The sequence below is a fragment of the Enterococcus sp. 3G1_DIV0629 genome (genome assembly GCF_002141285.1).
Taxonomy (GTDB): domain Bacteria; phylum Bacillota; class Bacilli; order Lactobacillales; family Enterococcaceae; genus Enterococcus_B; species Enterococcus_B lactis.
Map to the genome: position 1 here is coordinate 388,295 of NZ_NGLI01000001.1, position 15,100 is coordinate 403,394.

The following is a 15,100-nucleotide window of genomic DNA, read 5'->3' on the forward strand; positions in this document are numbered from 1 at the left end:
TGTCCTTTTTTGTTTAAGAAACAAAGGAGTGCTTTTTGCAGTCGTTTTCATCACGCTTCTTCTACCCCCTCTTTTTAAATTCAGACAAACAGGGTATACTGATAGAAAAGCAAAAAACGAAAAGATTCACAAGCAAGTAGCAAAACGTGATTGAAAGGACGAAAAGATGCTGAACACTTTAAAACCCTTGATCAACCAACTAAAAAAGAAACATACATACTTTATTCTTGGCATAGCCGTATTATTTACAATTATTCGTTTGTATTTATATAGTAAAGCAATCTATGGAACAGATATGTCGGCGACCTATGATGATCAGCTGCTGATTCACTATGCTCAAAATATTTTGGATGGTAAATGGCTAGGGGAGTATACGACTACGACACTTTCAAAAGGGATCTCCTACAGCTTGTTTTTAGTACTTGCACATAAACTGCATCTTTCTTATGCAGTTTTGTTCGGCATGTTCAGTATTCTTGCCAGTATATTGGTTGCACTAGCGTTTAAACCGATCGTGAAGAACAAGTATCTTCTTTTGAGTATCTATTTTTATTTTTTGTTTTCTCCGATTAGTTTTACACATGAATATTCCACTCGAACGTATCGTAATGCTCTCGTGATTCCGGCTGTTGAGATCATTATCGCTTGTTTACTAGCTATTTATTACCGTAAATATAGTTCCAGCAAAAAATTGCTGCCGTGGTTTTTAGGACTAGCTGTTTCTTTTCCTTTCTTTTGGTTCATTCGCGAAGATTCCATCTGGCTTCTTCCTTTTACTGTAGTCGCGTTAGGCATCAGTTTCGTTCAGATCTTGCTAGGACAAGACTTTTCTTTCAAAGAAGCAAAGAAGTTAAAAGAACGACCATTTCTCCTTTCGAAACAAGAATGGCTGAAACTTTCATTGTTTTTACTCCCTCTAGTCGGTTTCTCCATCGTCTATCAGTGGATCGAATATAAAAACGAGACAACATATGGTATTGCCACCATCAATGACCGTTCGAGTGGCGAATTTGGACGTTTGATGAAACAGCTGATCCGAATAGATGACGAAACGAACTTAAATAAAGAAAACAGTGAGATATGGGTCTCGCATGCTGCATTAAATAAAGCATTAGACGCATCTCCTACATTTCATACTGTTTCTACTCGTATTGACGAATTATATACGACTCATGCGTGGACCCAAGGTGGAAAAGTAAAAGAATTACCAGGAGATATCATTTTTTGGGCATTGCGAGATGTGGTAAGCGAATCTGGTTATTACCAAAACAATGCAAAAGAAACCAATGATTTTTGGAAAAAAGTCAATCAAGAATTAGAAGAAGCCTATCAAAAGGGAACTATCAAAAAGAAAAAAGAATTCTATCTGATGGGATCAGGGGATGGAAAAACGATGAATGATCTGCCAATCGTATTTGATTTTCTGAAATCAGGATATGCCTATGCATGGCGATACAAAGATTTCCATCAAGGGGGAAATTATAGTTTTGGGACACAAGAACAAGTCGAACAGGCACAAGAATTATTGAATCTTCCACTAATGGATAATTGGATCGATAGCAGTGATCCGAGAACACCTGATTTCCAGTTGACAAAAACAGCAAAAGTCGCGAATGTCATGATAAAAATTTACCAAGTTCTGGCCATTCCCGTGCTGATTGCTTCAATAGCAGGGATATTACTTATGATACTAGGAACCATATTTGCAAAAGCTGATCGTGCCTATTATAGTTCCTCTTTGATTGTAGTCATCGGATTAATACTCACACAATTGGTTTTTCTTTTCGGTGTCTCGTGGTTTTGTTCTTATGCGCCAGAAAAAAAGGATTATTTTTTAAGTGTCTACACTGGCGCGGGCGTGCCATTAACGCAATTCATCGTAGTAACAAGCATGCTAGTTTTCAGTAAATTGAATCTGAAAAAAGCTTTATCTTCTAAATAAAAAGACCCTTGGTAGCTAGATTTTTAACCTAACTATCAAGGGTCTTTGTGTGAAAAAATCAGTTTCTATTCGATTTCTTCTATCGTTTCTTGCAAACGCTGTTCATATTTTTTGTTTCCTTTATATAAATCACCAATCGTCCATGCCAACAGGAGAAGGACTAGAACAATGATTACATAAGCGATTTGATCAGCCAATGCTAGTTGAGCTGAGGTGGCTTGCTCGCCGAAGAAACTTTCGATTTGACCTGGTAATCCTCGTAAGTTCAAGTAAGTCAGACTAATCACAGAGAACCAGCCAAGAAGTTTTACAACAAATGAATTTTTGAATCGGCTCCCCATCTCCGCTTGGCTATTGGTCATCATCAGTAAAGGAATCATCGAGAATGGCAATGCAAAAGCCAGAAAAACTTGGGATTCATTCATCAAGTTATTCAAAGCGGTATGTTCTTCGATCGTTCCTTTTGTACTTGTAAACAAAACACAAATCAATACAGGAATCACAGAAAGCAATCGTGTGACCAGTCTTCTTAGCCAAATCGGGATACGCATATGGATGAAGCCTTCCATGATGACTTGACCGGTCAACGTACCAGTAATAGTAGAGTTCTGGCCAGAAGCAAGAAGTGCTACAGCAAATAAAGTGGATAAGATACCAGATTTTGCTACAGCAATCAAGATACCATTGCTCATAGCTGATGGATCAGATAAAGCTTCATACAGACCAAAAAAGGAAGGATCTTGGACAGAACCGGTTTTGAATACAGCGACACCCATGATCAATAGCAGTGCATTGACTAGAAAAGCCATTGACAACTGGATATTAGAATCCCAAGTAGAAAAGCGTACCGCTTGTGCTACATCTTCTTCATCTTGGTGATCAATCTTCCGAGTTTGAGAAACTGCTGAATGAAGATATAAGTTATGCGGCATGACTGTTGCACCAATAATCCCTAAAGCTCCAGTCAGCGGAGTTTCGCCGCCGATGACCGGTGAGTCTGAGAATGTATGACTGTTAGGAATAAAACCGGCAAACAAACTGTGCCAATCAGGGTTAGATAAGCCAACTTGATAGACGAAAACGAATAAAATGACGAAAATCAAGCAGACAACCAAAGCTTCGATTTTACGAAATCCGACTTTTGTCAGCAATAAAAGGACAAAAACATCTAACACAGTGATAAATACGGCAATTACCAATGGAATATCAAAAAGTAAGTAGAGGGCGATTGCTGCACCAATGACTTCTGCGATGTCTGTTGCCATAATGGCTAATTCAGTCAAGATCCATAAAATGACACCCAATGTCTTACTTGTCCGTGCTCGGATTGCTTGGGCCAAATCCATTTGGGTCACGATTCCTAATTTAGCTGCCATATACTGTAAAAGCATAGCAATCAGACTAGACATCAAAATAACTGACATCAATAAATATTGGAAATTTTGTCCACCAGTGATCGAAGTGGACCAGTTACCTGGATCCATATAACCAACTGCTACTAATGCACCAGGTCCAGAGTAAGCAAGAAGTGTTTTAAAAAAACTTTTTCCCTTTGGTACATCCACTGTTCCATTTACTTCAGCTAAAGATAAACCATTTGTATGTTCAATAAGTCGATGCTTATGAAATTGTTTGTTGGATTGATTATTCAAGAAAAAACCACCTTTCCTATTTATCTACGATTACATTCTACACCTCAGAAAGAAAAAATTAAAGAAAAAGATTCGGTATGCCTAATTTTTTTTCGTGGCGTGTCTTGCTGGTTAATGAAAGAAATTTTGTTCTTCTCTAAAAAAACCACTATTTTTTGCATGAAACTAAAGAATACGCCTTTCTTTTTTCAATAAACTTTAGTAAAATAAATCATTGAGAGCAATTCGGAAATAGAAAGGAGAGATTTATATGGTATCAACAGGTATTGTCGTACTTATTGCTATTATTGCTTTGCTAATCGGCGCAGTAGGTGGCTTTTTCCTAGCGCGTAAATATATGAAAGACTATTTAGAAAAAAATCCTCCCGTTAATGAGGACATGTTGCGATCAATGATGATGTCAATGGGGCAAAAACCATCTGAGAAGAAAATTCGCCAGATGATGCAGCAAATGAAGAACCAAGGGAAAAAATAGGTTCTGACCCAAAGACTTTTTGCGGGCTGATTTTTTCAGTCCGTTTTTTATTTCGTAATTTGTTAGACTATTCAGACTATTCAGCAAAAAAGACAAGCACAGACAATCCTATGCTCTTGATAAAGACAAAGGAGGAGTAAAATGTCGATTTTTAGAAAATTAGGTTGGTTTTTTCGACAGGAAAAGAAACATTATTTAATTGGGATTTTCTCCCTATTCGCAGTGGCCTTGGTACAGTTAGTTCCTCCAAAAGTGATTGGGATCATCATTGATGAGATCGCCGATAAAAATTTATCAATAAAGATCATTTCTTGGTGGATCTTACTATTGATCCTTGCAGCTTTCTTACAATATCTTTTTCGTTATATCTGGCGGACGAATATTTGGGGAAGTGCAGCTCGGTTGGAGAAAGAACTTCGGCAGCAGCTATTCAAACATTTTACAGAAATGGACAATCTCTTTTACCAAAAATATCGGACTGGAGATTTGATGGCTCATGCAACGAATGATTTAAATGCAATCCAGAATGTAGCAGGAGCTGGTATCTTGACCTTTGCAGATTCAGTGATTACGGGCGGAACAACGATCATTGCGATGATTTTGTTTATTGATTGGCGCTTAACACTGATTGCGCTGATTCCTCTGCCTTTGCTAGCCGTTACTTCACGAGTGCTGGGGTCAAAACTCCACGATGCTTTTCGTGATTCTCAAGAAGCTTTTTCTAGTATCAATGATAAGACACAAGAAAGTATCACTGGAATCAAAGTCATTAAAACATTTGGACAAGAAAAAGAAGATCTAGCGGATTTTGAAGAAAAGATTGAAGATGCAATTATTAAAAACAAACGAGTCAATTTTTTAGACTCCTTATTTGATCCATTCATTACCTTGATTATCGGTCTGTCTTATGTTGCAACAATTATTTTAGGTGGAAAGTATGTCTTGGAAGGCACGATCTCGATCGGGCAGATGGTCTCATTTATTAGCTATATCGGTATGCTTGTTTGGCCAATGTTTGCGATTGGTCGATTGTTCAACGTATTGGAAAGAGGAAATGCTTCTTATGATCGCGTCAATGAACTTTTGCATGAAAAGACGCATATCGTGGAACAACTGGGTGCAGTGCAGACCCCGGCAAAAGGCGAGCTGAATGTAGCTATTTCCTCTTTTAACTATCCGAAAGAAGAATCACCAGCATTAGAACAAATCAAATTTGCGATCCAAGAAGGAGAAACATTAGGTATTGTTGGGAAAACTGGTGCGGGAAAAACGACGATCATCAAATTACTGATGCGTGAATACGATGATTATCAAGGGAAAATCCAATTTGGCGGACGTTCGATCAAAGAATATTCATTGAATGCTTTATTAGGATCAATCGGCTATGTGCCTCAGGATCACTTCTTGTTTTCGATGACCATTCGAGATAATATCCGTTTTTCTAATCCAAAACTTTCAGAAGAAGAAGTAGAGCATGCGGCTTCTTTAGCATTTATCAACAATGAAATCAAGGAATTACCAAAAGGTTATGATACCTTAGTTGGAGAACGTGGAGTCTCTTTATCTGGCGGACAGAAACAAAGGATTTCGATTGCTCGAGCATTGATCAAAAATCCTGAATTGCTGATCTTAGATGATGCACTTTCTGCAGTAGATGCCAAAACAGAAGAAGCTATCTTGCATAATTTAAAAGAAATAAGAAAAGAGAAAACAACCATCATTGCAGCTCACCGTTTAAGCAGCGTGATGCATGCAAAAAAAATCATTGTTGTCGATCAAGGGAAAATCATTGAACGAGGAACCCATCATGAGCTGCTTGCATTAGGCGGCTGGTATGAACGAATGTGGGAGAAACAGCAATTAGAAGCGAAGATAGAAGGAGGCGAGGCCTGATGGATGAAAATTATCAATCGGAATGGACAAAATCGATTCCACTTAAAGAACAGAAGAAGATCATCAAACGACTGATGAAGTTCGCCAAACCTTTTAGAAGAACGTTCATCGTTGCTATCTTATTTGCGTTTGCTCTGTCTGTTATCAATGTCCTATTGCCAAGGATCATCCAAACTTTTATGGATGATCATCTGGCTAAACAGTCGGCTACGACACAAGTTATTTTGTTTTTTGCTGGTATGTACTTGTTTGGAGTCATAGTCAAAAGTATCATTTGGTTTTTCCAATGGTATTTGTATTCCATGGCTTCATTGAAGACCTATCAGTATGTGAGGGTAAGATTATTTGAAAAGCTGCATACACTAGGCATGCGTTATTTTGATCAGACACCGGCAGGATCGACCGTTTCTCGAGTGACGAATGACACAGAAACGCTATTTGAATTTTGGTATGTCTTTTTGATGGTATTGACTGGGATCTTTGCAGTCGTTTCTTCTTTCATTGCCATGTTTCAAATCAATGGAGAAATTGCCTTGTGGACTTTGGTGTTCTTGCCGATTTTAGGAATCGTCATCTGGTATTACCAGAAATTCAGTTCTCGTATTTACCGGAATATGCGGGAAAAATTAAGTCAGCTGAATACGAAATTGAATGAATCGATTTCCGGCATGCGTATTATCCAGCAGTTTCGCCAAGAAGCTCGTTTAGCTAAAGAATTTGAACAAGTGAACAACGAGTATTTAGACACGCGCTATGCGATGATCAAAACGAATTCGATTCTGTTAAGTCCGATCATCAATTTTCTATATGCATTGGCGATTGCGTTGGCGTTGACTTTGTTTGGGATCGATGCGTTGCATTCTCCCGTAGAAGTTGGACTGATCTATGCATTTACGACCTATGTCCAGGGATTTTTTAATCCAATGTCTCAAATGATGGACTTTTTGAGCACCTTTACAGATGGAATGGTTGCCGGTAGTCGTATTTTGAAAATCATGGATACAGAAGAATATGCACCGCAACAAAATCCTGGAGCAGATCAAGCGATTACTTCAGGTAAGATCGAGTTTCGCAATGTAAGCTTTTCTTATGATGGAGAGCACAATGTATTGAACAATATCTCTTTTGTCGCTAATCCGGGAGAGACCGTTGCATTAGTGGGGCACACCGGAAGCGGAAAAAGCTCGATCATCAACGTATTGATGCGGTTTTACGAATTTTATGAAGGCCAGATCTTGATTGATGATCATGACATTCGAGAATATCCAATGGAAGAGTTACGTAAGAAAATGGGATTGGTCTTGCAAGATGCCTTCTTGTTTTATGGAGATATTGCAGGAAATATCCGGATGATGAATCCAGCTATCACAGACGAACAGATTCGCCATGCAGCTGAGTTTGTTCAAGCAAACAAGTTCATCGATGAATTACCAAAAGGATATCACTCAAAAGTGATCGAACACGGTGCCAGCTATTCTAGTGGACAACGACAGCTGATCACTTTTGCGCGAACAATCGTGACAGATCCTAAAATACTAGTATTGGATGAAGCAACAGCAAATATCGATACTGAAACCGAAGGATTGATCCAAGAAGGATTGGCAAAAATGCGACAAGGACGGACAACGATTGCGATTGCCCATCGGCTGTCCACGATTCGGGATGCAGAATTGATTTTAGTTTTAGACAAAGGTCATATAGTAGAGCGTGGGAATCATGAAACACTTCTAGCGCAAAATGGTTTGTATGCAGATATGTACAAACTGCAAAGCAGTGGTGTGTAAAAAGAGGTTGTGACAGTGTTCCGTTCAGCTTTAGGCGATAAGAAAAAATTTGTAAAAAAGGTTTTCCACATTTTTGCATAAATTTGGCTTATCACCGATAAGCTGGTACTGGAGCACCGTATATTAGAAGTTGTGACAGTAGCATAGTAGCATTTTGACCTAAGTGCTAGAGTGAAAATAAAACAGAGCTTCCCAGATTCTTCATCTGTGAGCGGTAGTGTCGTAGTCACCAGATTTAAAAAAAGATTCGACAGCTAGTCAGAAGTGCCTAATAGGCGCTAAGAAAGCGTTGACAAAAGCGTTTGCTTTCGATAATATAAAGAAAACGATACAACTTGGATAGTGATTGCCTGATGCAAGCTAAACCTGATGAGTCTCCCATGGTTCCATGGACGGCTTTTTGGGTTTTTCTTTTTGTTTTGGATACAGCCCTATATAATCATGGAAAGGAGCAAAACATGCTGATTGAGAAAGTACTAAATAACAACGTCGTAATAACCAGGAATGAAAGAAATCAGGAAATGATTGTGATGGGAAAAGGTTTGGCATTCAAAAAGAAAGTGGGTGACCCGATTTTTGACTCATGCATCGACAAAAAATTTCAGTTGACAAATGACGGACTTTCACAACAGTTCCAAGAATTGGCACAAGCGATTCCTCTTGAGTACTTAGAAATTTCTTGTGAAATCATTGAATATACAAAAGAGGCTCTACAAGTCCATTTGAATGATTCTGTATATATTGCATTGACGGATCATTTGTATACGGCTATCGAACGTCACAAAATGGGAATATTTGTACCAAATGTATTGCTGTATGATATCAAACAACTGTTTCCTAAAGAGTATGCCATCGGGAAAAAAACAGTGAAGAAAATCTCGGATAAATACCACATCAAGTTATCAGAAGACGAAGCCGGATTTATCGCATTGCATTTAGTCAATGCACAAGGCATTCAAAGCCAGCAAGACAATACCTACCTGTTTACCACAACAATACAGGATATTTTAAATATCGTCCGCTATTACTATAAGATTACTTTTGATGAAGATTCAGTCCATTTTTTTCGATTTGTCACACACCTGCGTTTTTTTCTGACACGCGTCCTAGATGGAGCGAAATCAGAAGTGGGAGAAGTTTCTGAGGAATTGTTCCAAGTTATTCAAAAAAAATATAAGGATACGTTTAGTTGCGTTGAGAAAATAGCAGACTTTTTAGCCGAGGCATTCAACTACCAGATGTCCACGGACGAAAAAATGTATTTAACGATCCATACTGCGCGTTTAGTGCATGAGAATCGTTGTAAATAAATAAAAAAAGGAGGATAAATTAACAAGAACGTATGAAATAAGGGTAGTGACATTCAGTTGGCTAAACCTTCCACTAATAAATTGGAGGGAATAGAAATGGGAAAATACCAAGAATTAGCGAGCAAAATTGTAGAAAATGTCGGCGGGAAGGAAAATATCAATGGTTTGACACATTGTATCACAAGGCTTCGTTTCAAATTAAAAAACGAAGAAAAAGCAAATGATGAGATCTTGAAAAATACGGACGGTATTGTGACGGTAATGCGAGCGGGAGGACAGTACCAAGTTGTCATCGGGAATCATGTGCCAGTCGTGTTTGAAGAGGTTATAAAAGCAGGAAACCTTACTTTTGATGAGGCTGTTTCAACAGAAAAAATGAGACCGTTTGATATGCTTATTGATGGAATATCGGGATGTTTCCAGCCATTCCTTGCTATCCTAGCTGCTGGTGGGATGATTCGTGGACTGACAGCATTACTTGTCTTCTTAGGCGCGTTTGATCGCGGTTCTGGAACATTTGTTATGTTCGACAATATCGGTGATTCTGTATTCCAATTTATGCCTGTTATTATCGGTTTAACAGCTGCCCGTAAATTTAAAGTAAATGAATTCGTAGGGATGTTGCTTGGCGCAGCATTAATGAATCCTAACTTGTCGCTGGAAGCTTTGAGTGGTGCAGCAGAAGCACCACTGACGACCATATTTTCTGGTACTATTTTTGAAGCACCTATTTATCAAACAGTATTTGGCATACCCTGGATTGCGCGTAACTACGCTTCTTCTGTCATTCCCATTATCTTTATTGTGTTGTTAGCTAGCCAAATTCAGAAGCCAATTAAAAAGTTAGTACCTGAGATGATCGCGAATTTCTTCGTTCCATTCTTCACCGTTCTTATTACAATGCCCTTAGGTTTTTTACTCGTTGGACCAGCATTCACATTCGCAACTGATATTTTAATGGCTGGATTTGAAACACTTTTAGCACTTTCGCCAGTTATTTATGGAGCAATCGTAGGCTTCTTCTGGCAAATTCTGGTGATGTTTGGTCTCCATTGGGCAATCGTACCAATGGGATTGATGCAATTTTCTGTGAATGGCTGGCAAAATATCATGACACCTGTTGCAGTAGTGTCTTTTGGACAAACTGCAGCACTTACTGCACTCTACTTTAAGCTTAGAAACCCAAAAGACAAAGCAATCGCAATACCAGCCATTGTTTCTGGTATTGTGGGGATTACAGAGCCAGCTATTTATGGGTTTACATTACCACGTAAAAAAATATTTATTTTTACCTGTGTCGGTGGTGCGTTAGGGGGCGCGTATAGTGGGTTAATGAATTTAACTTCTTGGAATCAAGGTGGACTAGGCATCTTTACAATTCCCAACTATATTAGACCAGATGGTGATTTAACAGATGTGATTAATGTATTGATTGGTATCGCCATTGCGATGGTGGTATCCTTTGCGCTGACTTTTTTCTTTTGGAAGGATGAAGCAGATGAAACAGATGCTATACAGAAAAAATCAGGTAAAGAAATTGTAAAAACACCGATACAAGGACAAATCGCTCCACTGAATGCAGCAAAGGATGCAGCTTTTGCACAAGGAACACTAGGTCGAGGAATCTTGATCTACCCTGAAAAAGGAGAAGTACGTGCCCCTTTTGACGGAACAGTCATGACCCTGTTCCCGACGAAACATGCAATTGGAATGGTTTCTGAAACAGGTCTGGAATTGCTGATTCATGTCGGATTGGATACTGTTCAGTTGGAAGGGAAATATTTTGAAAGCTTGGTGCAGCAAGGAGAAAGAGTGAAACAAGGCGATCTGTTGCTCCGCTTCGACAAAAAGAAAATCGAAGAGGAAGGATACAGTTTAGAAACACCTGTGATCGTCACCAATTACACGGATTATTTAGATATTTTAGAAAATCAAGGGGAGACGGTCGGGCCAGACGATGCACTTATCACCGCACTGACCTGAACGGTTAGGTGAAAGAATGGACTAGGCTTAACTATTCTTTTTATTCCACTTCTTTATTTTCGAAATTGAAAGGCTCTTTCATGATGGCCGAGCTGATAGGGCGTTTATCGAATTTTTGTCCTACAGAGATTAGATGGACTAAATTCTGTTGATAATTTTCTGCAAAAACACAACTATATAACACGTCTAGAAGATAACAAATCGATGTATTGATCGTAAAATTACCAATTTTTGAATACAGTCGCTCGCGTGTCGTAAGTCGCAAAGCGGCTGTACTCATTGAGGATAGAGTTGAATCACCGATACTGGTCAAAGCTAAAATTGGAACATGATTTTGTTTCAATATTTCTGCGGTACGAAGGATCACATTGTTTTCACCCGTATAAGAAATCAGAATCCCGCACATATCACTCGTGCAATTGTACGCTTCATAGAACGATTCACCAAAAGTGGTGACAATCGTGACATCCATTTTGATGCGCTTCATTTTCAGCATGAAATCTTGAGAAATCAAAGTATTCGAGTTACTGGCGAAAATCACGATTTTTTTTGCTTGAAGCATTAGTTGTTTGGCTTTTTGCAGTTGGTCATGATGAATGAGAGAAAGTGTATCTTGAATCGTCATCTGTTCTAAAGAAGCCATTTTATTTGCGATCGTCATAATACCGTCTGTGGTGGAAAAAGGAAGATTCGCATCTACGTCTTGAAAATTCCCTTCAAGATAGGCTGTTTCAGCTAAAAAAGCATTACGAAAACTGACCCAGCCATCAAAACCCATTTTTTTTGCTACACGGATGAGTGTGGACGGGTGGACATAACATCGCTCAGCGATCTCTTGGATGGTCATTTCGCCAAGTGCTGGATAATCACTTAAGAGAAACTGAATCACTTCATTTTCTGAAGGAGAAAAGGAGATTTCTTTAATTTTTTCACGTAATAACATGTAGATACCTTCTTCTTGTTTTTTTACGTAAATTATAACTTTTTTGAAAATGATTTGTAAACGAATTTATGTTGTACAGCTTAAAAAAGACGTTTTTTGACAAGATATTTACAAAAATCCAATAGAAAACACTAACTTTTGTAAATCTTACTGGAAAGAAACGAATTTCTATTGTTTGTTTTGTTTACAAAAAAGATAATAAAAGTGTAAAAAGTAAAGGAGTGAGAACATGGCAAAAGGAATCAAAATCGCTACGATTGGTGGAGGCAGCAGTTACACCCCCGAGTTGATGGAAGGATTTATCAAAAGATATGAGGAATTACCGATACGAGAAATCTGGCTCGTAGATGTAGAAGAAGGAAAAGAAAAGCTTGAGATCGTCAGTCAGATGTCTCAGCGTATGTGGGATGCTTCTCCGTATGAAGTCAAAATTTATGCAACTCTGGATCGGGAAGAAGCATTGAAAGATGCGGATTTTGTTACGACTCAGTTTCGTGTCGGTCAATTAGATGCACGAATCAAAGACGAGCGGATCCCTAGTTATTATGGGATGATTGGGCAAGAAACAAATGGTGCTGGCGGGATATTCAAAGCTTTTCGTACCGTTCCAGTGGTTTTGGCAATCGTTGAAGACATGAAGCGTTTATGTCCAAATGCTTGGCTAATCAATTTCGCGAACCCAAGTGGGATGGTGACAGAAGCAGTTATCAGATATGGCAAATGGGATAAAGTGATCGGATTATGCAATGTGCCAGTAATGGCGATGATGACAGAACCAGCAATGCTTGGCAAGAAAAAAGAAGAGCTGATCTACAAGTTTGCCGGTCTAAATCACTTCCATTGGCACAAAGTAGCAGATAATAAAGGAAATGACCGCACGGCAGAATTGATTGATCGTTTATACGATGAAGACAATGGATTGCCGAAAAATATCTTTGATATCCCGTTTTTTAAAGAACAATTAAAACAAATGAACATGATCCCTTGTGGCTACCACCGCTATTACTATCGTGAAGAAGAAATGCTGGAACATGCTTTAGAAGAATATCAAACGATTGGTACAAGAGCGCAGCAAGTGAAAGAAACAGAAGCAGAGCTGTTTGAATTATACAAAGATCCAGAATTGAATCATAAACCTGAACAATTGCAAAAACGAGGTGGTGCTTATTATTCAGATGCTGCCTGTGAAACGATTGCTTCGATCTATGGAAATAAAGAAACACAGATCGTGGTATCTACAAAGAATGATGGCGCTGTTCCTGATCTGCCGGCAGATTGTGTAGTAGAAGTCACTGCCTATGTTGGCGCACAAGGCGCACGAAATGTAGCGTTTGGTTCCCTTCCTGCTGCTGAAAGAGGGTGGTTGCAAGTAATGAAGAATATGGAATTGCTGACGATCGAAGCAGCCGTGACTGGTGATTATGGAACAGCTTTACAAGCGTTTACGATCAATCCACTTATACGATCAGGAAAGACAGCAAAACGGATCATGGATGAGTTGTTTATTGCACATCAGCAGTATTTACCGCAGTTCAAGGAAACAATCAGCCGGTTAAAAGCAGAAGGAATCGAAGTCCAAGATGAACTGGCAAGAGAATTATCAAGCAATTCACATGTAATGGAGGAAGTATGATGGGATTCAGAAAAGATTTTTTATGGGGCGGTGCTACAGCAGCCAATCAATGCGAGGGCGGTTATGATGAAGGCGGACGTGGGTTAGCGAACGTAGATGTTGTGCCAATCGGAGAAGACCGTTTTCCTGTCATTACTGGAAAAAAGAAAATGTTTGAATTTGATGAGGATCATTTTTATCCAGCAAAAATTGCGATCGATATGTATCATCATTATAAGGAAGATATTGCTTTGTTTGCAGAAATGGGGTTCAAGACTTATCGGATGTCCATTGCTTGGAGTCGTATTTTTCCAATGGGCGATGAAAAAGAGCCAAATGAATCTGGTTTGAAATTTTATGAGGATGTCTTTAAAGAATGTCAAAAGTACGGAATCGAGCCGCTTGTGACGATTACACATTTTGATTGTCCGATGCATTTGATCAAAGAATATGGTGCGTGGCGTTCCAGAGAACTCGTTGGTTTTTATGAAAATCTGTGCCGAGTCATCTTCAATCGCTATAAAGGACTTGTCAAATATTGGTTGACATTCAATGAGATCAATATGATCCTTCATGCACCATTCATGGGCGCAGGGCTGTATTTTGAAGAAGGAGAAAATGAAGAACAAATCAAATATCAAGCGGCACATCATGAGTTGGTTGCAAGTGCCATCGCAACGAAGATTGCTCATGAAGTAGATCCGGAGAACAAAGTAGGCTGTATGCTGGCAGCAGGAGCATATTATCCATACACTTGCAATCCTGAAGATGTTTGGGCTTCTAGAAAATCAGATCGAGAAAATTATTTCTTCATTGATGTCCAGTCACGAGGAGAATATCCCGCTTATGCATTGAAAGAAATGGAACGAAATGGCATTCAGATCGAAATGGAACCTGGGGATGCCGCATTGCTGAAAGAACATACTGTTGATTTTATCTCCTTTTCTTACTATTCTTCTCGAGTTTCGACTACTGACAACGAACTCTTGGAACAGACTGCAGGAAATATCTTTGCTTCTGTCAAAAATCCATATCTGGAAGCAAGTGAATGGGGTTGGCAAATTGATCCATTAGGCTTGAGAATAACGATGAATGATATTTATGATCGTTATCAAAAACCACTATTTATTGTAGAAAACGGCTTAGGTGCAGTCGATACGCCTGATGAGAATGGTTATGTGGAAGATGACTATCGAATCGACTATCTGGCAGCACATATCCAGGCAATGAAAGATGCAGTAGAATTAGATGGAGTTGATCTATTAGGCTATACGACTTGGGGATGTATTGATTTAGTATCAGCTGGTACAGGTGAGATGAAGAAAAGGTACGGATTCATTTATGTCGATCGTGACAACGAAGGAAATGGCACATTAGTCCGTTCGAAGAAGAAATCATTCAACTGGTATAAAAAAGTAATTGATTCAAATGGAGAAAATCTTTCGAACGATTGATCAATGATTTATAAAAGTCTATTGTTTTTCAGCGGATTTTTCGAGTATAATA

Annotated in this window: 10 protein-coding genes; 8 read left to right on the top strand and 2 right to left on the bottom strand. The window is 38.9% G+C overall.

Translation table 11 applies throughout. The features are described from left to right. The first annotated feature begins 166 nt into the window (after positions 1-166). Positions 167-1,942, top strand: coding sequence for a hypothetical protein (locus tag A5816_RS01945; RefSeq protein WP_010732162.1), 1,776 nt, complete (start codon positions 167-169; stop codon positions 1,940-1,942). 65 nt (positions 1,943-2,007) lie between these two features. Here A5816_RS01945 and A5816_RS01950 read toward each other — a convergent pair whose 3' ends face one another. Then, positions 2,008-3,594 carry an Nramp family divalent metal transporter gene (locus tag A5816_RS01950; protein ID WP_002320293.1) on the bottom strand — a complete coding sequence of 529 codons (1,587 nt, stop codon included), beginning with the start codon at positions 3,592-3,594 and terminating at the stop codon, positions 2,008-2,010. Positions 3,595-3,844: 250 nt separating this feature from the next. Between A5816_RS01950 and A5816_RS01960 the strand changes: the two genes are divergently transcribed. The 5 genes from A5816_RS01960 to A5816_RS01980 all read left to right on the top strand — a co-directional run bounded on the left by A5816_RS01960 (position 3,845) and on the right by A5816_RS01980 (position 11,039). Then, the gene (locus A5816_RS01960) at positions 3,845-4,069 is read left to right on the top strand and encodes a YneF family protein (protein WP_002291670.1); all 225 of its coding nucleotides are present in this window, start codon (positions 3,845-3,847) and stop codon (positions 4,067-4,069) included. 141 nt (positions 4,070-4,210) lie between these two features. Further along, entirely contained in the window at positions 4,211-5,962 is a 1,752-nt protein-coding gene (locus A5816_RS01965) for an ABC transporter ATP-binding protein (RefSeq protein WP_086310559.1), read from the top strand. Beyond that, positions 5,962-7,746 (top strand): ABC transporter ATP-binding protein, encoded by a 1,785-nt coding sequence (locus tag A5816_RS01970; RefSeq protein ID WP_002400515.1) that lies wholly within the window; start codon positions 5,962-5,964, stop codon positions 7,744-7,746. The genes A5816_RS01965 and A5816_RS01970 overlap by 1 nt, the downstream gene beginning before the upstream one ends. Positions 7,747-8,204: 458 nt before the next feature. Then, positions 8,205-9,056 (top strand): BglG family transcription antiterminator LicT, encoded by an 852-nt coding sequence (licT, locus tag A5816_RS01975; RefSeq protein WP_086311156.1) that lies wholly within the window; start codon positions 8,205-8,207, stop codon positions 9,054-9,056. Positions 9,057-9,152: 96 nt separating this feature from the next. Continuing rightward, on the top strand, positions 9,153-11,039 hold the full coding sequence (locus A5816_RS01980) for a beta-glucoside-specific PTS transporter subunit IIABC (RefSeq protein ID WP_086310560.1): 1,887 nt from the start codon (positions 9,153-9,155) through the stop codon (positions 11,037-11,039). Positions 11,040-11,079: 40 nt separating this feature from the next. On the opposite strand, the gene A5816_RS01985 is transcribed toward A5816_RS01980, so the two are convergent. Beyond that, the gene (locus tag A5816_RS01985; protein ID WP_086310561.1) at positions 11,080-11,982 is read right to left on the bottom strand and encodes a MurR/RpiR family transcriptional regulator; all 903 of its coding nucleotides are present in this window, start codon (positions 11,980-11,982) and stop codon (positions 11,080-11,082) included. 229 nt (positions 11,983-12,211) lie between these two features. Between A5816_RS01985 and A5816_RS01995 the strand changes: the two genes are divergently transcribed. Both A5816_RS01995 and A5816_RS02000 read left to right on the top strand, forming a co-directional pair. Further along, the gene (locus tag A5816_RS01995; RefSeq protein ID WP_086310562.1) at positions 12,212-13,615 is read left to right on the top strand and encodes a 6-phospho-beta-glucosidase; all 1,404 of its coding nucleotides are present in this window, start codon (positions 12,212-12,214) and stop codon (positions 13,613-13,615) included. Next, a complete protein-coding gene (locus tag A5816_RS02000) occupies positions 13,615-15,048 on the top strand; it encodes a 6-phospho-beta-glucosidase (RefSeq protein ID WP_086310563.1) in 1,434 nt (477 codons plus the stop codon). The genes A5816_RS01995 and A5816_RS02000 overlap by 1 nt, the downstream gene beginning before the upstream one ends. Positions 15,049-15,100 lie beyond the last annotated feature (52 nt).